Annotated in this window: 20 protein-coding genes; 8 read left to right on the forward strand and 12 right to left on the reverse strand. The window is 36.2% G+C overall.

Annotated elements, in window-relative coordinates; all coding sequences use genetic code 11:
• Positions 1-9: 9 nt before the first annotated feature.
• Positions 10-1,167, reverse strand: a complete 1,158-nt coding sequence (locus EFY79_RS03620) for an amidohydrolase family protein (protein ID WP_123119323.1) — start codon at positions 1,165-1,167, stop codon at positions 10-12.
• The gene (locus EFY79_RS03625) at positions 1,154-1,897 is read right to left on the reverse strand and encodes a class I SAM-dependent methyltransferase (RefSeq protein WP_123119324.1); all 744 of its coding nucleotides are present in this window, start codon (positions 1,895-1,897) and stop codon (positions 1,154-1,156) included. Before EFY79_RS03625 ends, EFY79_RS03620 begins: the two co-directional genes overlap by 14 nt.
• Before the next feature lie 124 nt (positions 1,898-2,021).
• Here EFY79_RS03625 and EFY79_RS03630 point away from each other — a divergent pair, with 124 nt between their 5' ends.
• The 5 genes from EFY79_RS03630 to EFY79_RS03650 are packed head-to-tail and all read left to right on the forward strand — an operon-like array spanning position 2,022 to position 7,645.
• Entirely contained in the window at positions 2,022-3,521 is a 1,500-nt protein-coding gene (locus EFY79_RS03630; RefSeq protein WP_123119325.1) for a B12-binding domain-containing radical SAM protein, read from the forward strand.
• Positions 3,522-3,539: 18 nt separating this feature from the next.
• Positions 3,540-4,304, forward strand: coding sequence for a class I SAM-dependent methyltransferase (locus EFY79_RS03635; RefSeq protein ID WP_158605139.1), 765 nt, complete (start codon positions 3,540-3,542; stop codon positions 4,302-4,304).
• Positions 4,304-5,350: a radical SAM/SPASM domain-containing protein gene (locus EFY79_RS03640; RefSeq protein ID WP_123119327.1), complete on the forward strand. Its 1,047-nt coding sequence runs from the start codon at positions 4,304-4,306 to the stop codon at positions 5,348-5,350. Before EFY79_RS03635 ends, EFY79_RS03640 begins: the two co-directional genes overlap by 1 nt.
• 13 nt (positions 5,351-5,363) lie before the next feature.
• On the forward strand, positions 5,364-6,821 hold the full coding sequence (locus EFY79_RS03645) for a B12-binding domain-containing radical SAM protein (RefSeq protein ID WP_123119328.1): 1,458 nt from the start codon (positions 5,364-5,366) through the stop codon (positions 6,819-6,821).
• A gap of 2 nt (positions 6,822-6,823) precedes the next feature.
• Positions 6,824-7,645, forward strand: coding sequence for a class I SAM-dependent methyltransferase (locus EFY79_RS03650; protein ID WP_123119329.1), 822 nt, complete (start codon positions 6,824-6,826; stop codon positions 7,643-7,645).
• Positions 7,646-7,648: 3 nt separating this feature from the next.
• On the opposite strand, the gene EFY79_RS03655 is transcribed toward EFY79_RS03650, so the two are convergent.
• From EFY79_RS03655 to EFY79_RS03700, 10 genes are all read right to left on the reverse strand, one after another.
• Entirely contained in the window at positions 7,649-8,560 is a 912-nt protein-coding gene (locus EFY79_RS03655) for a nucleotidyltransferase domain-containing protein (RefSeq protein WP_123119330.1), read from the reverse strand.
• Between the two features lie 5 nt (positions 8,561-8,565).
• Positions 8,566-9,357, reverse strand: coding sequence for a glycosyltransferase family 2 protein (locus EFY79_RS03660; protein ID WP_123119331.1), 792 nt, complete (start codon positions 9,355-9,357; stop codon positions 8,566-8,568).
• Positions 9,358-9,415: 58 nt separating this feature from the next.
• Positions 9,416-10,678 (reverse strand): O-antigen ligase family protein, encoded by a 1,263-nt coding sequence (locus tag EFY79_RS03665; RefSeq protein ID WP_158605140.1) that lies wholly within the window; start codon positions 10,676-10,678, stop codon positions 9,416-9,418.
• Complete coding sequence (locus EFY79_RS03670; protein ID WP_123119333.1) at positions 10,675-11,784, reverse strand: DUF1972 domain-containing protein; 1,110 nt, start codon at positions 11,782-11,784, stop codon at positions 10,675-10,677. The genes EFY79_RS03665 and EFY79_RS03670 overlap by 4 nt, the downstream gene beginning before the upstream one ends.
• Positions 11,781-12,863, reverse strand: coding sequence for a glycosyltransferase family 4 protein (locus tag EFY79_RS03675; RefSeq protein ID WP_148041843.1), 1,083 nt, complete (start codon positions 12,861-12,863; stop codon positions 11,781-11,783). The genes EFY79_RS03670 and EFY79_RS03675 overlap by 4 nt, the downstream gene beginning before the upstream one ends.
• Positions 12,863-13,831, reverse strand: a complete 969-nt coding sequence (locus EFY79_RS03680) for a glycosyltransferase (protein ID WP_123119335.1) — start codon at positions 13,829-13,831, stop codon at positions 12,863-12,865. Before EFY79_RS03680 ends, EFY79_RS03675 begins: the two co-directional genes overlap by 1 nt.
• Positions 13,828-15,447 (reverse strand): hypothetical protein, encoded by a 1,620-nt coding sequence (locus EFY79_RS03685; protein ID WP_123119336.1) that lies wholly within the window; start codon positions 15,445-15,447, stop codon positions 13,828-13,830. Before EFY79_RS03685 ends, EFY79_RS03680 begins: the two co-directional genes overlap by 4 nt.
• Positions 15,448-15,513: 66 nt before the next feature.
• Complete coding sequence (locus EFY79_RS03690; protein ID WP_123119337.1) at positions 15,514-16,941, reverse strand: oligosaccharide flippase family protein; 1,428 nt, start codon at positions 16,939-16,941, stop codon at positions 15,514-15,516.
• A gap of 61 nt (positions 16,942-17,002) precedes the next feature.
• Entirely contained in the window at positions 17,003-18,301 is a 1,299-nt protein-coding gene (locus EFY79_RS03695) for a hypothetical protein (RefSeq protein WP_123119338.1), read from the reverse strand.
• Positions 18,291-18,938, reverse strand: a complete 648-nt coding sequence (locus EFY79_RS03700) for an RNA polymerase sigma factor (protein ID WP_123119339.1) — start codon at positions 18,936-18,938, stop codon at positions 18,291-18,293. Before EFY79_RS03700 ends, EFY79_RS03695 begins: the two co-directional genes overlap by 11 nt.
• A gap of 401 nt (positions 18,939-19,339) precedes the next feature.
• On the opposite strand from EFY79_RS03700, the gene EFY79_RS03705 reads away from it, so the two are divergent.
• The 3 genes from EFY79_RS03705 (at position 19,340) to EFY79_RS03715 (ending at position 24,359) form a co-directional block, all read left to right on the forward strand.
• The gene (locus EFY79_RS03705) at positions 19,340-21,661 is read left to right on the forward strand and encodes a PSD1 and planctomycete cytochrome C domain-containing protein (RefSeq protein WP_123119760.1); all 2,322 of its coding nucleotides are present in this window, start codon (positions 19,340-19,342) and stop codon (positions 21,659-21,661) included.
• Between the two features lie 2 nt (positions 21,662-21,663).
• Positions 21,664-23,112 carry a DUF1501 domain-containing protein gene (locus EFY79_RS03710; RefSeq protein WP_123119340.1) on the forward strand — a complete coding sequence of 483 codons (1,449 nt, stop codon included), beginning with the start codon at positions 21,664-21,666 and terminating at the stop codon, positions 23,110-23,112.
• 269 nt (positions 23,113-23,381) lie between these two features.
• Positions 23,382-24,359: an NHL repeat-containing protein gene (locus EFY79_RS03715; RefSeq protein WP_233577913.1), complete on the forward strand. Its 978-nt coding sequence runs from the start codon at positions 23,382-23,384 to the stop codon at positions 24,357-24,359.
• The last annotated feature ends 110 nt before the right edge of the window (positions 24,360-24,469 follow it).

Genomic DNA, 24,469 nt, shown 5'->3' on the forward strand with positions numbered 1-24,469 from the left:
AAATTAATTTTAAATACTAACGGGAAAATTAACCTCGGGATAATAACTTTTTACTTCTCTTATTAATTTAGGCACATCTCCATAAACATATTTCCAGTTTCCGTCGATATTTATTTTGCTGAATTGTGAAATGGGAAAATCATAAACGACTAACTGATCTTTTATTTCCTCATCAAACAAACGAATTTCCCCGCGATGCAAAACCAATTGTATACTTTTAGGATTCAACGAATAAAATGCATCAAGACCTTTGCCATTAATAGGTTTGGCAATTACCATGTCAGCACTTTTATTGACTGAAATGATTCTAATATGATTTTGTTTCCAGGCAACAGAAGGGGTTTTTGTAAGTGAATTAAATAATTCGCTATCATTCATCATTCCTGTTTTCCTTGCCAATCGCAGATGATTCCATAAATTCCAATCTGCAGTTAATGTAGAATCAGTTCCAAAAAGAATTAAGGTTTTTGTCTTTAATCTTTTGATGTCGGCAGTCGCATTCAGCAAAAAAAAGTTGGAAGCCGGACACCAAATCAATGCTTTAAAATTTTTTGCCTGCTGTTCATCCATTGCAACGCCGTGTACAGTAAACAGGCTTTTATTGAAGAAATTTGTTTTTATCAACGTGGTAATTTCTTTATGAGCCATCTCATCTGTTCCTTCACCAATATGGATTACATACGGTTGTCTCTTTGCAAAAAAATTATTAAGTTTTAATTGCCAGTGTTTCTCAAACCGGATAGAATGCAAAGAATAGTTATCCTGGAGAACGGTAATGAAAGGATCGCTAATTTTTAATTTTGCTCCGTGATTTACAACAGTTGTAATTCCATTCAACAGGTTCTTATAAAGCCCCCATTGTATTCTGAGATGTTGCGGGATTTTTAAAACATTATTGATGGATTCTTTATTTTCACAATGGATATCTTTTCCCCATTCAGCATAATTATTGTAAATGCGGTTGCCGGTTTGAGGAAATAAATTAAAATCAAGATGGTCGTGAGAGTTGATCAAGCCAGGAAAAGCAAGGGCATTTTTAAATTCAATTTTAATTTCTGCTGAGTTCCCCTGATTATTTTTTTCAGCAACAGATTTTATTTTTCCATCTGCAACCTGGATATGTTGCATTCCTTCACTTCCAATAATGTTGACACTATTTAACCACATCCGGTTTCTTTAAATGAATTCCATAAATGATTGGCGTTCCTTTCCAGGATTCATAAACGTGAAGTGCGCTTTGTTTTTCGTAAAAAGGCCTGGCAGATTCGTCAATTGACTTTTCAATAAAATGAATCACTTCTAAATCAAGTTGCCTTGCAATGCCTTTTAATTTTTCAATTGAATGAACATAATTTTTCACAGCAATTTTTTTACCATGATAATTAAATGTTCTTCTACCGCCTTTTGCCAAAGCAGTTGGGTGATAATCTGTAATAATTATTTCTCCGCCAGACTTTAAAATCCGGCTCCATTCGTGTAATGCCTTTTCTGCATTTTTAATATGAGCAATGGTAAGCGTAGAAAAAATCATGTCATACGATTGGTTCTCTAATTCTTTTAACTCATCATTTATTAAATGGTGGGTTTCTGACTCCGGGAATTTTTGTTTCAATATGCTCAGCATTCCTTCAGATACGTCAAAACCAATTATTTTTTTTGGTTCCCGCTCATAAATTTTTTTCCAGTGCCTACCGGTTCCGCAGCCAATGTCAGCGATTATTTTATTGTGTAAATCCATAGTATTTATCAGCCTTGAAAATATATCCTCATCCCATGCCAGCATCATGTTATCGGGCTGCGAATCATAATCAGCAGCCCATAAATCGTACGCCCCATCTGGCTTTGAAACTAAATTGCTTTTTAAGGAAAGAGAATTGAATTTTTGAAATAGATTCATTTGCTTTTAATTATTTCTGATAAACGACAGTTGCCGAAGATTAAAACGTACAAAGCTGTCATAAAGGTTGCCAACCTTTCAAGGTTGGCAACCTTCCTTGCAAATATTTCGTTTGGAACAAAGTATGAACCAGATACTTTTATTTAATCCACGCAGCGCCATAGTTAAACATCGCATTCCGAATTCTATTATGAATATTGCCGCTTCCGTTGATGGAACTTATGAATGGACAATCGTTGATGGGAACCGCGAGGAACATCCTTATGAAAAAATAAAAAGTTACCTGTCTACAGGAAAATATAAATATATTGGCTTTACCGTGATGCCGGGCCCGCAGACTAAACAAGCCATTCCTTTTGCAAAAAAAATTAAAGAAGAATTTGCAGATACTGTAATGATTTGGGGTGGTTATTTTCCTACAAGTCATTACAAAGTTGTATTGAATTCCGGCTATGTTGATTTTGTGATCAATGGCCCGGGTGATGCGGCTTTTCCTCAACTAATCGAGGCGTTAGAAAATAATAAACCGTACGAATTGATCAAAAATCTTGTTTATAAATATGATGGTAAAATCGTCAAAAACCATAAGCAGGATTTGTTAGACCAGGACACTCTTCCGTCATTGCCCTACGATAAATTGCACCAGATTTATTCAATCGAAAAGTATCTCGGCAAAACTTATTTGGGAAATAAAACATTGGCTTACCATTCGAGTATTGGGTGTCCTTTTACCTGTTCATTTTGTGCGGTGGTGCCCACTTATGAAGCAAGATGGAAAGCAAAATCAGCAGAACATGTTTATCGTGATATAAAATATATCAAGGACAAGTGGGGAGCCGATGCCATTGAATTTCACGACAACAATTTTTTTGTTTCCGAAAAAAGAGCGGTTGCATTTGCAAAGCTGATAAAGCCGGAAAAGATGAACTGGTGGGGAATGGCGCGAATTGACACAATGGATAAATTTAAAGATGAATCACTAGCGCTTATTCGGGAAGCAGGCTGTAAAATAATTTTCTTTGGCGCTGAAAGCGGCAATGATAAAGTGTTACATCAATTAGATAAGGGCGGCACACAAACCGGTGCGCAGATAATCCGCTTTGCAGAACGCTTAAAAAAATTTGATATTATTCCAGAATATTCTTTTGTACTCGGAACTCCCGCTTCAACCACAGAGGAAGTAATGCAGCAAATTGAATTTGATATCAACTTCATTAAAAAAGTAAAAGCGGTAAATCCAAAAACTGAAATTGTTTTATACACTTATAGCCCGGTGCCCACCGAAGGTTCTGATTTATACAATGAAGTTCTTGCTTCAGGGTTCGCTTATCCTCAAAAACTGGAAGATTGGGTAAGCCCACAATGGGAAAAATTTGACTTGCGAAAAAATCCTTTGACACCGTGGCTGCTGCCGGAAATGATTGATAAGATCAGAAATTTTGAAACAGTTTTAAATGGCTGTTACCCAACCGTTTCTGATATCCGTCTCAATAATCTGAAACGGAGTACGATGAAGCTGATTGCAGGTTTGAGATATAGAATGAATTTTTATCAATATCCTTACGAGATAAAACTATTGCAACGTGTCTGGAAATATCGTCAACCGGAAATACAGGGATTTTAAATTTTAATATAATTTGTGTTGAATCATTTACGGATCATAAACAACAATCTTTTCCAGCCGGATTCATTAAGTCAAAATGAATTTGAGAGACTTTATATTTCCCTCAGAAAAAAAGAAGGCAGGTATTTTACTGAAAATGAAATTGCAAGGCTTCCACACGTTGCTCATTCGCATCCGCTTTTTAAGGAATGGAAAATCAGGGAAAAAAGTTGCTATCATCTTTTGAATTACATAAAAAAGAAGGGCCGCATTTGCAATATCCTTGAAGTTGGTTGTGGCAATGGATGGCTTACCGCGCAGCTCGCGTCTATAACAAAAGGAACGGTTACAGGAATTGATATCAACCGCGCAGAACTAAAAAAAGCCAATAAAGTTTTCCAAAAAAGAGCGCGGCTCAATTTTGTATATGGCGATATTCGTTCCGGAATTCTTGCTGATCAAAAGTTTGACCTGATTGTATTTGCTGCTTCTCTTCAATATTTTAAATCCGTGAAAGATATTGTCAATACTGCAATACAACATTTAACGCTGCAGGGAGAAATATACATTCTTGATAGTCCTTTTTATGCTATCGAAGAAGTTTTCCCGGCCAGGCAAAGAACGCGGAAATATTTTTCAGAGCTTGGATTTCCGCAGATGTCGAAATATTATTTTCATCACCGTTTGCGTGATTTAAAATCCTACAACTATAAGATTTTATATAATCCACGTTCATGGATAAACAAATTACTATTTCGAAAAAATCCTTTTTACCGGATAGTGATCAGAAATAATTATGTGTGATGTTTACTGAAACTTTATATCAAACTTATCAACGTCACAGAACGTTACAAACGAGCAGGATCACTGCTTTGCCTATTGTTATCCTGATGCCCCACAGTGCGTGCAATTGCCGGTGTGTGATGTGTGATATCTGGAAAGGCAATCACAATCTGAGACAATTGAACGAGCAGGATATTCAGAGATTGTTAGCTTCACTAAAAAAGTTTGGGACAAGACAAGTATTGATGTCGGGCGGAGAAGCATTACTGAATCCCAATTTTTTCAGGTTTTGTGAAATACTAAATAAAGAAAAAATTAAAGTGAGTTTGTTATCAACAGGACTGACGCTTAAAAAAAATGCCACATTGCTGGTGGGTTATGTAAACGATATTATTGTCTCTCTTGACGGTGATAAAGAAACGCACGACAGGATCAGGAATATTCCCGGCGCGTTCCAAAAAATGAAAGAAGGATTTGAAGCAATAAAAAGATTAAATCCAGATTTTAAAATTAGCGCGCGGACTGTTATTCATCAATTGAATTTTCGTAAGTGGCCAGCGATTATTGAGGCTGCAAAAGAAATCGGCCTGCAACAAATCAGTTTTTTGCCTGCTGATGTAAGCAGCCACGCATTTAACCGGGAATTGACATGGGACGAAAAACGTCAACATGAAATTCTTTTATCTAAGGATGATTTACCTGATCTTGAAAAAATCATTGAGAAATTATTGATCACCAACTCAATTGATTTTGAAAATAATTTTATTGCTGAATCACCGGAAAAGATCAAAAAAATTTACAGTTATTATGCGGCCTTTTATGGCTTGAATGAATTTCCTTTTAAACGCTGTAATGCGCCGTGGGTCTCTACTGTAATAGAAGCAGATGGAAATGTGAGACCTTGTTTTTTTCATCCATCTTACGGAAATATCAGGCAGCAATCTTTAGACAAAATATTAAATAGTGACAAAGCTATTGGGTTTAGAAAAAACCTGGATATGGATAAAAATGAGGTTTGTAAAAAATGTGTTTGTTATCTCAATCTTGCTCCACGTACAAGGTTGTAAAATTTTTTTGTAAATGAATCACATCCTTTTTTCCCATTCTTATTTTCTTCGCTTCGATCCTAAACAATGGTCGATTGGACAACCATATGCGCCACTGGGCACTTTATATGCCGCTTCATTAATGCGACAAAATGGTTATCCTGTTTCATTTTTTGATACCATGTTTTCTCATGCCCCGGAAGAAATCATTTCGGTTATTGACGAAATAAAGCCAGCTTTTTTTGTGATCTATGATGATGGATTTAATTATCTCACGAAGATGTGTTTGACCAACATGAGAGAAGCAGCTTTCCGGATGATTCATTTTGCGAAAGAAAGAGGCTGTACAGTTATTGTTTCGAGTTCTGATTCCAGCGACCGTTATTCAATGTACCTGGACGAAGGTGCAGATTTTGTTTTGATTGGTGAAGCAGAAATTACTTTATTAAAACTGATCAATTCGATCCAGCGAAATGAAACTGATTTTTCAAATATCCAGGGACTTGCATTTAAAAAAAATGATTCCATTATCACAACGGCAAAAAGAAGCGTAATAAAAGATCTGGATCAACTTCCAGATTCTGCCTGGGATTTGATTGACATGGAGCCTTACCGCAAATTGTGGATGAAACATGCCGGCTATTTTTCAATGAATATGGCAACTACCCGGGGGTGCCCTTTTAAATGTAACTGGTGTGCAAAACCGATTTACGGGAATCGTTATAATTCCCGTTCGCCAGAAAATGTAGTAAACGAACTAATAATGCTAAAAGGTAAATTCGATTTTGATCACATCTGGTTTTGTGATGACATCTTTGGCCTGAAACCTGGATGGATAAAGGAGTTTGCTGATTTGATTGAAAAAGAAAACCTCTCATTTAAATTTAAAATGCAGGGAAGAGTTGATCTGTTATTAAAAGAGAATACCATCAAAGACCTGGCGCGTGCAGGATGCGAAAATATCTGGATGGGTGCAGAAAGCGGCTCGCAAAAAATTCTGGATGCGATGGATAAAGGAACCAATGTTCAGCAAATTTATGACGCAACGCGTTTATTGAAAAAGAACGGAATCAAACCGTCATTTTTTATTCAATTCGGTTATCCAGGAGAAACATATGATGACATCAAAAAAACTATTTCGATGATCAATAAATTATTGCCTTTTGAAATTGGTATTTCAGTTTCTTATCCTTTGCCGGGAACTGTTTTTTTTGAAAAAGTAAAATCAGAATTGAAACAAAAAACGAACTGGACCGATTCCAATGAAATGGCTTTACTATTTCATAATAATTATCAACCGGCTTTTTATAAACAGCTTCACGCTTATGTTCATAAAAGTTACCGCAAGCATTTATCTTTCGAAAATTTAAAACAAATTTTTTCTAATCCTTTGAAAATTAATTTTTTGACATTCAGGAAAGCTATATCTGGCATCTATTATGTTCCAGCCACTTTTTTTGAAAAGATGAAATTATTGCAGTTGCAAAAATAATTATGAACCCGGTTGCTAAAAATATAAATGAAACCCTTGCTGCCGCTGCATTTACACAGCAGGCAAACAAATTTGATGAATTATATTCCGGCAATACGATTATCAAATACAAAAGAAAAAGAGTGCGAGAACATCTTTCAAAAATTATTGCTCCAGGCCAACATATTTTAGAATTGAACAGCGGCACGGGAGAGGATGCGATCTGGCTGGGGCAACATAACTGTAAAGTTCATGCAACAGACATTTCTGTCGAGATGCAGGAAGTGCTGAAACAAAAAGTAAGAGATGCAGATCTACACGAATTAATAAACACTGAAATTTGTTCGTTTACTGCCCTAGAGTATCTGCGCGAACGCGGACCTTACGATGTCATTTTTTCAAACTTTGCGGGTTTGAATTGTACCGCCGACCTCGACACTGTTCTTGATTCCTTCGCTGATTTATTAAAACCTAAAGGCGCAGTAACATTGGTACTTCTTCCAAAGTTTTGTTTGTGGGAGTTTTTGTTGATCTTTAAAGGAAAACTGAAAACAGCTACACGCCGGCTTTTCAGCAGCAATGGAGTAAATGCAAGAGTAGAGAAAACACGTTTTAAATGCTGGTATTATAATCCCTCTTTTGTGATCAAACATTTAAAACATGATTTTGATCTTTTAAGTATTGAAGGGCTTTGCACGATTGTCCCGCCTTCATATATCGAAAATTTTGCGGAAAAATTTCCAAAATTATTTTCATGGCTTTGTAAAAAGGAAACTGACTGGAAAAATAAATGGCCCTGGAAGTACATTGGCGATTATTATATTATCTCTTTTCGAAAGAAATAAAAATTATTTCTCCAATTCAAAAAGCTGAGGAGATGCCAGCAGTTTTTGTATCCGCATTTCATATTCCTTTATAATTTTGGTTTGGAAAATTTCAGGATCAGGCTTAGAAAAATGCTGACTTACAAGCATAGCAATTTTATCCCCGTGATCGTTCAGTTTATTTTTTTGCGTTTTCTTTTTCCATCGTTTATCTGTCAAAGTCATTAACCGTTTTTCAATTCTGTCTCCAAATTTTGAGCGAAAGATTTTTTCAATCATTCTTCTGATAAAAACTTTTTTCAACTTGTTTTTTGAGGAAAACAAAATCTTCTGCTGGGGAAAATAATCTGTGGTCCAGGAATTTGCCATCATAAATTTTTTGTAACAATCTAGTCCGGTCATCGGTTTCAGTGTTACAATTTCCATTGCCGTAAAAATATTTTTCTCAACGATCTCCATTCCTTTTTCATCGATATAATAATTCATGCAAAACCAATGTTGCTTTCCTGCCAGGTAACTGAGTTTTTTTAAAAAATGCATACAGGTGCGGGCAGTCCATAAACGGTTGGCTTCTGTGATAATAAAAAAATCAATATCCGATTTTCCATCCGCAAAGTTTTTTGACAAAGAACCGGATACACAAACTGTTTCAACAAAGGGAAAATTATTTAAAAGTGTTGCAACTTGTTTTGCGGTTTTTAATTGACGTATTGCCCGCAAATTTCCTTCAATCCTTCTGTCGGCAAGGATTTGGTGGTTTCTTAGCGAATAAAATCCACCGATCTTAAAAATTATTTTCTCTTCCAATAAAGTTTTAATCGCTTCATTAAACAATTCTTCATCCGATGGAGGAAGAAACTGCAGGATTTCCCTACCCGTCAATGGATAACTAAAAATATCAAAGTATGCGAGAGTTTTTAATATTTCCTGCCACATGAGGTTTAATGAATTGGATTAAGAGCCGTTACTAATGATTTTTTGTTTTCTCTCTTTAATCGCTGCAACTTTTGATATTTTAAAAAAGACAAGTGGGCATTTTGTATCGCAATAATAAAACCATAATAGCCATCTAAAAATCCAAGTCTAAAAAAATAGCCATTTACAAAAGACCATAAAGGACTGAGAATAATTTTAGACCAATGTTTCTTTTTGCCCAAATCAACAAGCGATTTTGCAGCAATGGAACTCATTCTCTCATTTCTTTCCAAGTGTTCTTCAAGAGAATTAAAGGTATAATGAAGAATATCTCCTTTCAGAAATTGTGCCTTACAATTTTCCGGGAGAATAATTTTATCATGAGGATTTATTCCTCCCCAATAAGCAATACGTTTATCAAAAAGCCGGATTTTTTTATCAGGATACCACAAGCCATGTCTTATAAAACGTCCGCAATAATGATTGTAGCGATTCATGCAATAAGCTTCGAATTTAAAGTCTTTTTTTGCGTTTAAAATTGCTTCCATCAATTCAGGGCTTAGTACTTCGTCCGCATCCAGGCTGAGGACATAATCGTAGCTCGCTAATTTCAAGGCACGGTTTTTTTGTTCTTTATATCCTGCAAACATTTCCTGTTTTACAATCGCTCCTCTTTCTTTTGCAATGGCAACGGTGTTATCTGATGAGAACGAATCCAATACAATTATTTCATCAGCCACGTACCAAAGTGAATCAATGCAACGGCCGATATTATGTTCTTCATTTAAGGTAATAATTACTGCTGATAAGGGTTTCATGTGATTAAAAGAAAATGATTTATAATCAAATCGCAATAAAATCTGTTGTGGTTGCTTCTTAAGTAAAATCTGTTTTCACATTTATATTCTCTTTTGATTTAGTAAGGAGGAATAAAGAAAGAAAGAAACTGTAAAAAAAAATTCCTTTGTTGACATCAAGAATATTTTCTGAAATGGAAACAACAGAAATTAAAATCAGAAAGGAGAAAAATATAAAGTCTTTCCTTTTTATTGCATTTGACAATGAAAAATAAAGGATGTACAAATAGATAAGCAAACCGAAGATGCCGGCTTTGATTAAGAAACTCAAATACTGGTTATGCGCATTTAATTCAACCAAATAAGACCTGTAAAATTTCTTCTCGAAATATTTCTTTTTCAAAACATATTTTTCAGAACCACCGCCATAACCAACTACGGGAGATTGCGAGATCAACTGCAATTCAAGTCCCCATCTTTTCATTCGTGTTTCAGTCAGATCGGGCGTTACAGCGTTTTTATTCAAATCATCTTTGAGATCGCTGACGTATCTCTTTTTTAGGGCATTGATGTTTGTAATCGCGAAAAAAAGAAAGAACAAACCCAGGAATGAAGCGATTGAAAACTGCCATCTCTGTTTGCCGTGTAATAACAGAGCCGGAACTGCAATGAGAATTATTATCAATGTGGCAATAACAACCGAGCGCGAAGAAAGTTGTATCAACCCTGCAAAAAGGATCAACGTAAATAAAATGTATGCTGTGTTTTGAAATTGAGATTTTAGAAAAAAGAGGTAAAGAAAAATGCCGATTGAAAGGGCTACATACATCGATAAATAAGTAGCATGTAAATCGATAGGTGCTGAAAAGTTCTGATTGAGGAATACTTTGCTGAAAATTGCTGATGCCGGATAATGATAATAATGAATCACCCGGAATGCATTGAAATATAAGTAAACGATGGTGATTGTGCAGGTGAAAGCAAAAATTTTCAGGAATGAAATTTTATATTTTTCAAAATTTAAATTGCTTAGAGAAAGACCAAGCGGAAACAACAAAATTGCCAGCTGATGATCGGTTTCTTTGAATCCTTCCGCGACATGATTGCTGTAACTGATGGTAAATAAACTTAAAAAAAATATGGCTGCTATAATCCAAACCGTTTTATTTTTAAGAGCCTGTAGGTTTTTTTTTCTGATGTGAATCAGTGTGTGAATCGTAAAACAAGTGAGAAGGATTTCACTAAAAAAATGTTGGAATGGCAAGGCAATGAGGAAGCAGCTGATCAGAAAGTAGCTGATGTTATTTTCCAATGTATCATTTATAAAGAATAATTGTTTCATTTCTGATGTTTGTAAAAACATTCAATAATAAAATCGTTGTATTGCTCAATGATGCTTGGCCAGTTGTATTTCCTTTCTATTTTCAATAAATTATTCTGAACCATTTGTTCCTCTTTTTTATCACGCTTCACTGATTCAATTAATTGCTCCACATCTTTTGAAGATTGGAAGTAGTACGCATCCTTTTGTAATACAGAAAGATTGAACTCGTTTTGATGCGCTGCAATTAATGAACTGCTTCCCATGGCTTCCAACAAAGAAGGATTGGTGCCGCCAACGCTATGTCCATGAAAATAAAGGCTTGAAAAATATTTTAAAGTATGTGTGACCGAGCTATCATAAATGGCTCCCGCAAAGAGAATTCGTTTGTCAGATTGAAATTTCTTTTGAATTTTTTGCCCAAAAGAATTATCGGTGCTTCCAATAACGAGAAATTTTTTATCAGACGAGCTTTTATTGAAGCCATCCAGGATTGTTTCGATATTATTTTCGGGTTCCATTCGCGCCATCAACAAAAAATATTCCTTCTTACAGATATGATAATACGAAAGCAATGAATTATTGTCCAGGTAACTAATCTCGCTGCCGTAAGGAATGTATTTGCATTGAATGTTATATTTTTTTTGCAAATAATTTTGGATCACAATTGAATCAGCAATGTAGAAATGACTGCATTTTACTGCCCATTTTTCAGCCTGCTTTAAAAACTGGCGCGTCATATAATTATACTTGCTTCGCTTCCATTCAAGACCATCCATGTTAGAAATGATTACAGGTTTTTTTGGAAAAAATCTTCCCCACACAGAACTGCTTGTGTAGCCTAAAAACAGCAATGCATCGAAGTTTTGTTTTCGTGCATGCTGAATGCAATTCCAATCATAAATGAATTGGCCGGCGGTTCCAATTTTATATTCCGGATCATAGCAATGTTTTATTTCCACGCCATGAAAATCTTTTTGCTGATACGGATGATTGTGTGAATTATAAACGGTTACCTGATGGCCTTTATTTACTAATCCCACAGAAATACATTCGGCCATTTTTTCAAAACCTCCATAAAAATTAGGAATGCCACGGCAACCAATTATTCCGATTTTGAGTTTCATTTTAAAAGGATTTTTTTATAAGCTTCAAAAGTTTTTTGTGCTGCATTTTTCCAGGTGTAGTTGGCGAATATTTTCTCCCGGAAATTTTTATTGCCGTTCTCTTTACTTGCTTTTTCGATTGCTTCACGAATAGAAACGGGAGAGGAAGGGTCACAGTAAAATGCATGACCGTTGCAATATTCAGAAGCATAACCACGATTGGTAATTACAACATTGCATCCCAAAGAAGCTGCTTCTAACGTAGACAGGCCGCATGTTTCAAACCAACTGGGTAGGATATGAACTTTGGCTTTCTGGTAATATTCAATCAATTCCTGTTGCGGCAAATGATGAATGAAATGAATATTTGGCGAAGCGGTTTTTTTACATTTTTTATAATAATCAGTTTGATTGATTGCAGCATTTCCAATAAGAAAAAGTTGAAATCTTGAATCGTTGACAGCTTTAATCAGGTTTAATTGGTTCTTTAATCCTTCAATACGTGCTACTGACAAAATAAGATTCGGATCTTTTTCTTTATTTACTGATGATGAAAACAGATCCGTATCAATCCCATTGGGAATAACAGAGAATGATGGCGACAAAGAATACGACTGCGCAAGATTTTCATATTCCATCTCAGAATTAGGCAATACCATCCTAGCTTTCAGAAGAATATATTTTATACTGTGATCGTACCCCTTTACTAAATAGGAAAATGATCTAATTTTTTCCTGTCTTTTTGTCCATCGTGCAATCGATTTAAAATATTCAATTTGTGCGGATGATAAATAATGAAATATTTTACCGGAAATTCCTTTCCTGTGTTGCTGATCGAATTCTGAGTAATCAATTAATAAAGGCGTTACAACAAAAGGAGTTTTAGATTTTTTAATATGAAATAAAATATCCGCTGGTCGTGTCAAATTGAAGAAATGCAGCAGGTCATATTCCTGGTAATTTATTTTTTCACCGGTTAATCTAATATCAACATCCACGTTCCAATTCTTTAAACAACGTGCTGTTTCCTGCATTTGTACTGTGTCTCCGCCTTTTGCAGTGAATAATGATGATCGCGATATGAATGCAACTTTCATCATTACAATAGATTTTTTGATTTCATCCGGTAAAGCCAATTGATCAAAACAGGTGGAAAAAAACTAAGCATATAAAGCAGGTAATTGTCCCAGCGATAAGGATAAGTTCTGATCGCTTTTGAAAAAAGCGGTCTTGCTTTTTCTGGCTGATGATTATCCAATAAAAACTTTTTGCCACACAAAGCATAATAAGATCCTTCTTTAATGTTTTTAAAATCCTGGCTTTGAATAATATTAAATAAATGACTTCCTTCCTTTTCGGTAATGCTTCCTTTAGTGATGATATCATGTTTCATTTTTCTAAAAATCCGGCCGCGCCATCTTTCATCAATGGTCACAGACGCCGGATTGAAACGAACCCTAATTAGTTGCTCCGGAAGATTATAAAACTTTCCATGTTTCAATAATTGTATCCACAGAAAATAATCTTCGAAATTGTGCGCCTGTTCAGAGTACCCACCACACTTGATTACAGCATCTTTTCGATACATCACTGACGAATGAATAAAAGGACAGAATGAATAAATCTTTTGAACGATTTCGTCGTGTGTGTGGCCGGTGCATTTAAAATCAAACAAATGCTGGCCATCTTCTGAAATATATTCTGCATCACAACCGATGGTGATGTAGTCGGGATGTGTATCTAAAAATGAAACTTGCTGTGCCAGCCTTTGAGGAAAACAAATATCATCCGCATCAAATCTTGCAATGTAAATGGAGCTGGCTTTTGATAAACCTTTATTTAGCGCTGGAGCAATTCCTTTATGAGATTGATTGATCGACACAATTCTTTCATCCTGAAATGAACGAATTACTTCTTCTGTGTCATCAGTGGAACCGTCATTGATAATCAGTAAATGAAAGTCACTAAAGGTTTGATGCAATACGGATTTGATTGCTTCAGCAATGTATTTTCCTGCATTGTATGCCGGCATCAGAACGGTCACTTTTGATGTTGTTTTCTTTATCATTTTCCAGCCTCCTCTTTCATATTTAAAAACAACAGCAATTCAAAAAACACCACAATAGATAATTGTTCAAACCAATAATCCGCAAAAAAAATTCCTGATAGAAAGAAGGTCAACGGAATCCCATAGCTCAGCTTTTTAAAATTCTTTAAGAAAAATCCCAAATAGAAAATGATGAATGCTGATAATCCCAACAGGCCATATTCGCTTAAAAGCTGGTCGTAAACCGAGTTTGGGTTGTTGGCAATTGAATGAAAGCCGTCTGGTTTTGTAAAATAACTCAGATACAGGTCCAGATGGTGTTTGAGAAAAGGTTCATTGATGTAAATAAATTGTTGCGGATAACCGCCTGCAATATTCAGTCCTGTAGTTTTGAAAGCAAGTTTCGAAGAAAAGTTTCCGGTACCGGTTCCGGATATAATTTTAAGAGGATTTTGCTTAAAAAAATCAAACGTTTGTTTGTAGGCAATGATTTTGCCCGGAAGTTTTGAATGATAATTCTCATTTGTAGATAAGGTTAATTCGTTTGAATGCAACTGAATAAATTGCTTCATATTGTCTTCAACGGGTGTAATGATAGATTTGTGCTGATAAGGAGCAGAATTAATATCTGCAGTTGGAATTTCAGTTTTTTGAACCAAAGCAGCAGGATGAACAATTACTTTGTTTTCCTTGTCATTGAGCAAACGGTACAAACTATCCAGGTAAAGCGTTGCTATTTTTTCATTTCGTTCTTCGGCTGTCAAGGTGTTGTCTGGCCTCAGTGTTATTGGTGAAAGATTTTCAACAGTCGGTTTTTTATCTTCAGAATTAATGATGTTCCCAAGATATGTGCTTACATAACTGTTATTCTGGGGCGAAACTTTTGCAAGAAAAATTACCAGCAACAGTAAACAAACAAATACAAGGCTTTTCTGATCGCGGTCTGTTCTGAAAATAAACATTAACAATAAAACAGCAGCAAGCAGAAAATTAGTAATGTTGCTTCCTGTCATCAACAAAATGATCATGCAAAGCATCATCATTTTTACATTCTTTTTTGAAAGAAAATAAATCACGCCAAAGCCGTTCAATACTGCATTTGTAGTGGAAGTGTCGAAAGAAATTCCTTTGATATAATCACCAGTTCCGATGAAATATTTTTGATATTCGCCCTGGTAGAGATAAGGATTGATAGCCCCGGTTTTAATAACAATAATGACATAAGTCGAAATTGAAATCAATGCATTTAAAAGAAAATAAGCAATGATTGTGCGGTGAATAACAGCCTCAGAGCTTTGCTCAACGCATAACTTTAACTGGTGCATTGCAAGAATGCAAAGTGTCCAAAAAAATGTTCCTGTAAGAAAAGCGATTGTATAATTAATGTTTGTAAATCCGGCTGCAAGAATCCAGTTGAATATTGCAATTCCGATAACAGCTAAATAAAAAATTGGAAGCCTTGAATTCCTGATTTTAAAATCAAGCTTGAAATTGAACTGCAATAAATACATCAAAAAAATAGCCGCCAGTTTTACAACCAGCTTCACATTCAAAAACAGGACAAGGAACAGTAAGAGTTTCCAGTCAATTGTTTTAAATGTGTTATCAATCTCAGCAGAATATCTTTTTAGTAACAATCTCTTATGATTTTTATAAGATGCGTTCTGAAATTCTAAACGTGGATTTTTTAGTTTCGGTTGCTATTAAAAACCGGTAATTTTTCTAAGTACCAGCCAGTCATTTTTGCATAAAATTTTCGTAGAAAGAAGGAGGAGAAAGAAGATAAAAATGGAAAGTAAAAAAATCAGGATAATGTTGTCGAAAGCCTTTATTGATAAGCTTCCTGCTGCAGTTGCAATGAAAGGCACAAGGAGAAACGGAAGGATATTTTTTTTCAATTCTGATACAGCGGTTTTGATCCAAAACAAAACACTCTGCGCTGCAATAGACACAAGATAAGCAACGGCTGCGCCTTCAGCAGAAAAGTAGGAAATTAAAAAAATATTTCCGGCCACATTGATTACAAATGTGATGAAGAAAACATAAAAGATCATTTTTAATTTCCCTTGTGAAAAATTAATTGTCCACAAAAAATTGTTGATATAAATGAAAGGCATTGAAGTCGATAAAATGAGAATCGTATAACGATTTACTATTCCATATTTGCCATTCGTTAAAGAGTCAATTACCGGAACCCAAAGGATATTAAGGAGTAATGCAACCAGTGAAGCAATAATTATTTCGAATTTCAGCAATACAAATAGATCCTTGATTTTTTCGGAATGATTTTTCTCTTTGTGATGAAAAATTCTGGTAAAGCGTGGAATTAAAACCGGTGCAATCACGAGCAAAGGCAATGTGGCCACTTCAAAAACTTTAAATGCAAAACTGTAATTGGCAAGCGCAATATTAGATGCAAGAATTCCGAGAAATATCCAGTCAAATCTCGCTATTGCTGAAGTAAAAATTACTACGCCTGCCTGTGGCAAGGATTCTTTCAACAAATTGAAATAAACACTTTTATTCCAGCGTATTGAAAATGGAATTTTCAAATATTTTTTAGTAATAAAGATTGAAAGGATGAATTCCGAAAGATCGCCAATAATAAAAACCAGAATTAATGTAGGTAAATTTAATTCAGAAAAAAAAGCAAGTATTATTAATCCACTTCCCTTTACAATATTGGAACAGACAGACATAAAAAATAAAGCATGGAATTTTTCCATACCATTTGCTAGTTGTTTTAAAGGCGAAGCAAAAAAGATCATCAGCTTTCCGATTCCAAGAAACAATAATAAATAGTGCTTTTGCAAAAGAGAGGGGAAAATAAAATAGGTAATGAGCATCAAGGCATAAAATCCAATGCCTGTACTGATTACATGAAATTGATAAGCAGAAAAAATTAATGCAGGATTTTCTTTTGCAGCAATTTTTTTCACCATCATCTGATCGATACCCAGCGATAAAATGCTGAAAAGAGTAAATAAAATGGCAAGCGACCAGTTAATCTCGCCGAAATCTTTTTTGGAAAAATAAACGGAAAGAACATAAAAAATTGCCAGCCCGCAAACCTGGTTGATGATTACCTGAAAAGAATTCGCTGAGATATCCCGAATAAATTTTCTTCTCATCAAATTTTGTTTATCTGGCCTAAACGGAAAATATATTTTGAAAAGCAGGTTTTTGAGACAGCTACTTTCCTTTTATAAACGGCTTCATCTTTAATGTGAAAAGAATTCCGCCACTGTTTAATTTCACTTTTCCTTCTCCCACACCTTTCAATGGAAGATTGATATAAGGCTCAGCAGCTATTGAGAATTGATTGTCTAGATAATATTGATAGCCAGCTGAAAAACTTAAGACAGAAAAGAAGTGTTTATTCTTATTTTTTATTGTATAATCTTTATTGTAAAGCTCCCCTGCAGGCGTTTTATAATAATAATCATAATTTTCTTTTTTCATCAGGTAGGAAGAAAGTCCTGTTGAGATGAACCAACTGTGATTTTTTAGCTTTTTAAAATTATAATCAAGTTTAACTGGAATTTCATAAACCATGCAATTAGCCTCTACATTTTGGAGATGCCCATATCCTGTATTTCCGCCTTGCAAATCATAGTCATTTCCGTCAACAGAATAAATCTTTTTGGAAATATAAAAACCACTTCTGATGCTAACATTTTTTGAAACAGAATAATTTAAACCCGCTCCAAAAATTGCCGTCAATCTGCCAATTTTATTCTCATGAACGCCACTGATATCAGGGCCTGCAGACATACTAACTCCAAAATTATTTGCAAAACGCGAAGATGTTTTCTTTGATTTTTTTATTGTTGATTTTTCTATTTCATTTTTTGTCAAATTATTCTCATCTTCAACCTTTTTGGTAGAAGAATTATTTTTGTTTGCGAAGGGTATAGGTTCACTTTTATTTTCGGTTCCACTTTTTAACTCGTCTGGAAAATTTGCTATAGTTTTCCGGTTTTCATAATCAGCCTTTGAAACAGGATGTTGTTTTAATTCGTTTTTATTTATTGTTAGGTTATTGTTGAAATGATTTTCAATTTTACTCTGACGGATTAAACGTTTAGAAGTTGGGTTTACTTTTTGATCAACTGCAATTGAGTCATTATCATTTTTATACTCTTTAGAAGACGAAAAGTTCTTTGCAGATTCATTTTTTGGAGGAGAAATTTTTTCTATGGGATTGGATGCAGGTTTTTCTACCAAAGCCTTTTCTATATTATTTTTTAAAGACACATCTTGTGCAATATTGGAAGAATCTTTTTTCCCATTATTCATCACAAGAAAAAACACAAGAGTGCCCACGAGCAACAGAGATGGAAGAATGAAAAAGATCTTTTTTCTTTCTTTTTTCTGTGGAAGATGCTCGTCGAGAAGTCGCTCCATCTTTTCCCAAGCTTTATCATCATATCCGGGATGGTAGTGCTCTGCAGCCTCTTTTATTTTCTTATCGTTTTCGTCATCCAACATTTTTTGCTATTAATATTTTATTATCGTTCTTTAGTATTTTTTGTAACTGTTGCCTCGCTTTAAAAAGATTTGATTTAGAAGTGCCGATTGAAATTTGCAATTGTTCTGCTATTTCTTCATGGCTAAACCCATCAATTATAAATAAATTCAAAACGGTTCTATAGGCAGGTGAAAGATGTTGAATTGCACGAATGATCTCATCATAGGAAATTCTGTCAAATGCATTTTCTTCCCGTTGGGGGAGGCAAATAAGTGTCGTTTCAATTTCTGCTGTAAAATGATGTTTGTTATTTTTTCTTGAATGATCAATGGCTGTGTAAATCAGTATCTTTCTAATCCACCCTTTAAACGAATTTACTTCGTCAGCATAGGCAGGCACGTATCTATGTATTTCTTTAAAAATTTTGAGAAAGCTATCGTTAAAAATTTCAATAGCATCTTCCTTTCGTTTTGTGTACCGGTCGCAAATGGACATACCATAGCTGTAGAAAGAGTTATACAACTTTTTTTGGCTCTCTCGTTTATTCAGGATGCATTCCCTGATAATCGTTCTTAGTTCATTTACTGATAACAAATTGAAAGCGTTATAGAAGGTTAAATCGAAATTAAATGCCGAAAGGTTGCCTTGTTGCAGCATTTTTTTAGACCTTGTTGTAATATTTTTTTGGGACCCGGGTCGGAAAGGTTATTTTCCTTTAAAACGACACTTTTCCGGCAATACTCTTTCCTTTCAGAAGTAATTTGTCAATATGCTTGCCGCATCTACAGCCAAATTACTCAGGATATTTTCGTTATTTTTATCCTCATTGTATTTTTTGCCTATCCCATGTAAAACACCATGTTGAACAACACCGGCTTATTGAAGGGGCTGAAAGATATTCGACATTTTGCATAGCTACACCGCTACGAATGAAACCTGACATAATTCGTATTTATGCAATCTTAAATTACCCCGGCAACAATATTTTTTTTATTTTTATACGATTCCACGATTGGCCAATATTATATTTCTTTTTTTTAAACATTGCTATTACAGATATGAAATCAAAAACTTTTCTATTCACCATAGCTTTTATTACGGGTACCAGTTGCTGGGTATCATGCTATCAGGAAAATAATGACCAGGAACAACCTTTACCAGATATCGTTTCTTACGATTATAATATTCGCCCTATTCTTTCTGATAAATGTTTTAAATGCCATGGCCCTGATGTAAGCAAACAGGAAGCGGGCTTGCGGCTTGATTTTGCAAAATATGCTTATGCTCCCTTACCGGAAATGAAAGGCGCCTTCGCGATCGTACCCGGCCACCCGGAACAATCTGAATTATTTAAGAGGATTTCCTCTACCGATTCTTCTTATATGATGCCTTTACCTTCGGCACATCTTGGCGCATTGACACCTTACCAGATCAAATTATTTGAAAGGTGGATAAAGCAAGGCGCTAAATATGAAAAACATTGGGCTTATATAAAACCAAAAAAAGCCTCACTGCCTGTTGTTAAAGACAAGTCGTGGCCCAAAAATGAAATTGACTATTTCGTATTGGGCAAACAGGAGGATGAAGGGCTGAAACACAATCCCGAAGCTGATAAAGAAATCCTGCTAAAGAGAGTTTCGTTAGACCTAACGGGGCTTCCTCCTTCTGAAGAAATGATGAATAAATTTATGGCCGATAAAGATCCTAAGGCTTATGAAAAAGTAGTGGATGAATTGTTAAACTCACCTCAATACGGTGAAAAGATGGCGTTACATTGGATGGATGTAGGCCGTTATGCAGACAGTTATGGGTATCAGGATGATAATATACGGACGCAGTGGCCCTGGCGCGATTGGGTGATACATTCTTTCAATGAAAATATGCCTTACAATCAATTTCTTACCTGGCAGATTGCGGGAGATTTGCTGCCCAATGCCAACAAAGAACAAATACTGGCAACCGCTTTTTTTCGCAATCATAAATACACTGAAGAGGGTGGAATTATTCCGGAAGAATACAGGGTGACCTATAACATTGATAAAGTAAAAACTTTTGGAACGGGCATTATCGGCCTGTCCGTGGAATGCGCCCAATGCCACGATCATAAGTACGATCCTATTTCCCAAAAAGAATATTACGAGATGTATGCTTTTTTTAATAATAGCAAAGAGGCAGGTTTTGAAGGCGATGTGGGCGTATCCAAACCAGCCAAAAAACCAATACTCACCATCGACAGCAGCGATGTCAAAAACCTGCTTTCTTTCATCAATAAAAAAGATACTGGGCAATTGATGGTTTCGGTTATGGGGGACCGTGATACGCTGCGCAAAACTTATATTTTGGACCGCGGGGTGTACGATCAGCCTACTTTTGAAGTGAAGCCTGCAGCGATAGAAGCGGTAATGCCTTTTGATTCTGTAAACCTTCCACGCAACAGGCTGGGTCTTGCCGAATGGACGGTAAGCGAGAACAATCCGCTCACAGCCCGTGTGTTTGTTAACCAAATGTGGCAGGAAATTTTTGGAAGGGGAATTGTAAAAACGGCGGGCGATTTTGGTGCACAGGGCGAAATGCCCACCAACGCCGCATTGCTCGATTGGATGGCAGTAGATTTTATGCAACACGGGTGGAACATAAAAAGGCTGATGAAGCAAATAGTTACCTCTGCCACCTACAGGCAATCTTCAACTGTTGATAATGATAATTATAAAAAAGATCCTGAAAATATTTATCTCTCCCGTGCACCGCGGCAGAGAGTAAAGGCGGAAATTGTAAAAGATATTGTATTATCAAGTAGTGGGTTGTTGGTAAAAACGATTGGAGGCCCGAGTGTAAAGCCCTATCAGCCAAAAGGCCTTTGGGAAAGCGCCACTTCGGGGAGGGGTGTGCTGGCGACTTATAAACAAGATACCGGTGAAAGCCTTTACCGGCGAGGCATTTACACATTTATAAAATTGACAGTGCCGCCTCCAAACATGGCCATCTTTGATGCAAGCAACCGCGATTTATGCGAAGTAAACCGTTCCGTTACCTCTACGCCTTTGCAGGCGTTGATGATGATGAACGACCCAACAGTGCTGGAAGCTTCACGCGTTTTATCACAAAAATTACTGAAAGAAAAAAGTTCGGTAGATGCAAAAATTACACGGGCTTTTCAACGCATTATCTGCCGCATACCAGATAAAAAAGAAATGAGCTTACTTAAAAATTATTATGCCGAACAATTAGCAGCTTTTCAAAATAAAAAACTGGATGCAGCTGCTACATTAAATGTTGGCGAATATAAAATGGATAATACATTAGATAAAAATATTACTGCCGCATTGATGAAAGTCGTAAGCGCTATTTATAACATGGAAGAAGCCATTACAAAATCATAGTCATGAACAAAGAATTATTGGAACACAGCCTTAACCTGAACAGGAGAAAATTTCTTTCTAAATTAAGTTTGGGTATTGGAAGCGTCGCATTGGGCTCGTTACTAATACCTGATCTTTTTAGCGGCAAAAGTGAAGAAGATATGATGGTGACCGGGCTGCCGCAATTTGCACCAAAAGCAAAACGTGTTATTTATTTATTTCAAAATGGCGCCCCTTCGCAGCTTGACCTGTTTGATTATAAACCAAAGCTCCAGGAAATGTTCGGCCAGGACTTGCCTGCATCTATCCGCCAGGGCCAGCGCCTTACAGGCATGACGGCTGACCAGAAAAAATTCCCTTTGGCAGGTTCTGCTTTTAAATTTAATCAATATGGCGAAGCAGGTGCCTGGATGAGTGAGCTGTTACCACATACTTCAAAAGTTGTTGATGATTTATGTATTATAAGAAGCATGTACACCGAGGCGATTAATCACGATCCGGCGCTTACTTTTTTTCAAACGGGTGCGCAGGTAGGAAATCGCCCAAGCATGGGCTCATGGCTGAGTTACGGGTTGGGAAGTGAAAATAAAAATCTTCCGGCGTTTTGTGTCTTGCTCTCAAAAGGCAAAGGGAATGGCCAGGGGGTGTATTCAAAATTATGGAGCAATGGATTCCTGGACTCTGTGCACCAGGGCGTTCAATTCAGCAGCGGCGAAAATCCGGTGTTGTACCTCAATAACCATGATGGTATTGACAAAGCAGACAGGAGAAAAATGCTTGATGTGGTTTCTCAATTGAATGAAGAATCTTTTAAAGAAACCAACGACCCCGAAATAAAAGCCAAAATACAGCAATACGAATTGGCTTACAGGATGCAAACCGCCGTACCCGAAGTAACTGATGTCAGCAAGGAGCCGGAAGATATTATCAAGATGTATGGGCCGGATTGCCTTATACCAGGAACGTACGCAGCCAATTGTTTGCTAGCAAGAAAACTTTCAGAAAACGGCGTCCGCTTTGTTCAGTTGTATCACCAGGGTTGGGATGGCCACAACAATTTACCGTTTGAAATCAAGGGCCAGTGTATGGATACTGACCAGGCTTCTGCAGCATTGATTACAGATCTAAAACAACGCGGTTTATTAGATGAAACGCTGGTAATATGGGGTGGTGAATTTGGACGGACCAATTATTGCCAGGGCAAGCTTGCAAAAGATAATTATGGCCGCGACCATCATCCACGCTGCTTTACAATATGGATGGCAGGCGGTGGCGTGAAGCCCGGCGTGTACGGAGAAACGGACGACTTTGGGTATAACATTGTAAAAGATCCGGTGCATGTTCACGACTTTCATGCAACGGCTTTAAACCTTATGGGTATTGACCATGAAAAATTAACTTACAAATTTTTGGGTCGCCGGTATCGCTTAACAGATGTGGCAGGGAAAGTAGTGAAAGGCATTATTGCGTAAATAGCTTAATTGAATAAAAGCGCATTAAAATTGTTTATCGATTTTTTTGAATTCAGAATTGCTTATATAAATTTCTTTGGTCTGAAATTTTGAGAAAGAAATTCAAAGCGGTGTTATGATAAAATACCAAAATATAAGTTACCATTAAAAGTTAGTTTACTGTAACTCTTAATAACTTTTGACCCAATAAACCAATCACCTGATAAACAAATTAACCAATGCAACGGAGAAATTTTATTAAAAACACAACTTTAACCGCCGCCGCACTAATGATTAAACAACCTCGTGCCTATACGCAAGATACCATCCTCGGACAGGGAAATAAGCGATACAAAATTGACACGCATTGGAGCCAGGCTGATGTAGCCAAATATCCTGTGAACGATTGTCACGAAATGATTCAGGACAAGAAAGGAAGAATTTTATTGCTTACCAACGAAACGCACAACAACCTTTTGATTTATAATAAAAAAGGAAAAATTTTAGATTCGTGGGGGCATGAATACCCGGGCGCACACGGATTAACCTTGTTTGATGAAAACGGTACGGAAGTTTTATTTATTTGTGACAATAAGCGACACCAGGTTATTAAGACAACAATTGATGGACGCGTATTAATGGTATTGGATTATCCTAAGGAAACCGGCCAATATACCAAAGCGGAAGAATATATTCCAACGGAAACTGCGATTACGCCTGATGGCGATATTTATGTAGCCGATGGTTATGGAAAAGATTTTATTATGCACTATGATGCTTCAGGGAAACTTATCAACTATTTTGGAGGAAGAGGCACAGAAGAAAAACATTTGTTGAATGCCCATGGCGTTTGTCTCGATTTTAGAAATGGCGGCGAACCGGTGTTGATTGTTACTTCAAGGCAGCAAAATGCTTTTAAAAGATATAATCTGGCAGGCGAATTTATCAATACGATTTCCCTGCCCGGCGCATGGGTTTGCAGGCCGGTTATAAAAGGTGATTTTTTATATTCGGCGGTGTTGCAAACAAATTCGCGGCAAGGGCAACATTCCGGCTTTGTAACTATACTGGATAAAAATAATAAAGTGGTTTCCAATCTTGCAGGCTCTGAACCAACTTACAGTGATGGCAAACCGGATGAAATGTATCAAACCATCAAATGCTTTTCTTATCCCCATGATGTATGCATAGACGATGAAGAAAACCTATATATCGCTCAATGGAATTCCGACAAAGTGTATCCTTATAAGCTAACGCCTGTTGTTTAATGAAAAAAGTTTTTTTACCAATTCTAATGATAGATAAATCGTTTAAAAAGAAACAAACAAAATCAGCGCTTTTAAGTCCCGGCCCATTATGGAAACTGAAAATATTTATA

Origin of the sequence: Hanamia caeni (genome assembly GCF_003721595.1) — a bacterium.
GTDB classification, from domain to species: Bacteria; Bacteroidota; Bacteroidia; order Chitinophagales; family Chitinophagaceae; genus Ginsengibacter; species Ginsengibacter caeni.

What these genes read in the sequence shown, in the direction of transcription:
- EFY79_RS03620 (WP_123119323.1), bottom strand. Translation starts at nt 1,167, where the DNA reads ATGTGGTTAAATAGTGTCAACATTATTGGAAGTGAAGGAATGCAACAT.
- EFY79_RS03625 (WP_123119324.1), bottom strand. Translation starts at nt 1,897, where the DNA reads ATGAATCTATTTCAAAAATTCAATTCTCTTTCCTTAAAAAGCAATTTA.
- EFY79_RS03630 (WP_123119325.1), top strand. Translation starts at nt 2,022, where the DNA reads ATGAACCAGATACTTTTATTTAATCCACGCAGCGCCATAGTTAAACAT.
- EFY79_RS03640 (WP_123119327.1), top strand. Translation starts at nt 4,304, where the DNA reads ATGTTTACTGAAACTTTATATCAAACTTATCAACGTCACAGAACGTTA.
- EFY79_RS03645 (WP_123119328.1), top strand. Translation starts at nt 5,364, where the DNA reads ATGAATCACATCCTTTTTTCCCATTCTTATTTTCTTCGCTTCGATCCT.
- EFY79_RS03650 (WP_123119329.1), top strand. Translation starts at nt 6,824, where the DNA reads ATGAACCCGGTTGCTAAAAATATAAATGAAACCCTTGCTGCCGCTGCA.
- EFY79_RS03655 (WP_123119330.1), bottom strand. Translation starts at nt 8,560, where the DNA reads ATGTGGCAGGAAATATTAAAAACTCTCGCATACTTTGATATTTTTAGT.
- EFY79_RS03660 (WP_123119331.1), bottom strand. Translation starts at nt 9,357, where the DNA reads ATGAAACCCTTATCAGCAGTAATTATTACCTTAAATGAAGAACATAAT.
- EFY79_RS03665 (WP_158605140.1), bottom strand. Translation starts at nt 10,678, where the DNA reads ATGAAACAATTATTCTTTATAAATGATACATTGGAAAATAACATCAGC.
- EFY79_RS03670 (WP_123119333.1), bottom strand. Translation starts at nt 11,784, where the DNA reads ATGAAACTCAAAATCGGAATAATTGGTTGCCGTGGCATTCCTAATTTT.
- EFY79_RS03675 (WP_148041843.1), bottom strand. Translation starts at nt 12,863, where the DNA reads ATGATGAAAGTTGCATTCATATCGCGATCATCATTATTCACTGCAAAA.
- EFY79_RS03680 (WP_123119335.1), bottom strand. Translation starts at nt 13,831, where the DNA reads ATGATAAAGAAAACAACATCAAAAGTGACCGTTCTGATGCCGGCATAC.
- EFY79_RS03690 (WP_123119337.1), bottom strand. Translation starts at nt 16,941, where the DNA reads ATGAGAAGAAAATTTATTCGGGATATCTCAGCGAATTCTTTTCAGGTA.
- EFY79_RS03695 (WP_123119338.1), bottom strand. Translation starts at nt 18,301, where the DNA reads ATGTTGGATGACGAAAACGATAAGAAAATAAAAGAGGCTGCAGAGCAC.
- EFY79_RS03700 (WP_123119339.1), bottom strand. Translation starts at nt 18,938, where the DNA reads ATGCTGCAACAAGGCAACCTTTCGGCATTTAATTTCGATTTAACCTTC.
- EFY79_RS03705 (WP_123119760.1), top strand. Translation starts at nt 19,340, where the DNA reads ATGAAATCAAAAACTTTTCTATTCACCATAGCTTTTATTACGGGTACC.
- EFY79_RS03710 (WP_123119340.1), top strand. Translation starts at nt 21,664, where the DNA reads ATGAACAAAGAATTATTGGAACACAGCCTTAACCTGAACAGGAGAAAA.
- EFY79_RS03715 (WP_233577913.1), top strand. Translation starts at nt 23,382, where the DNA reads ATGATTAAACAACCTCGTGCCTATACGCAAGATACCATCCTCGGACAG.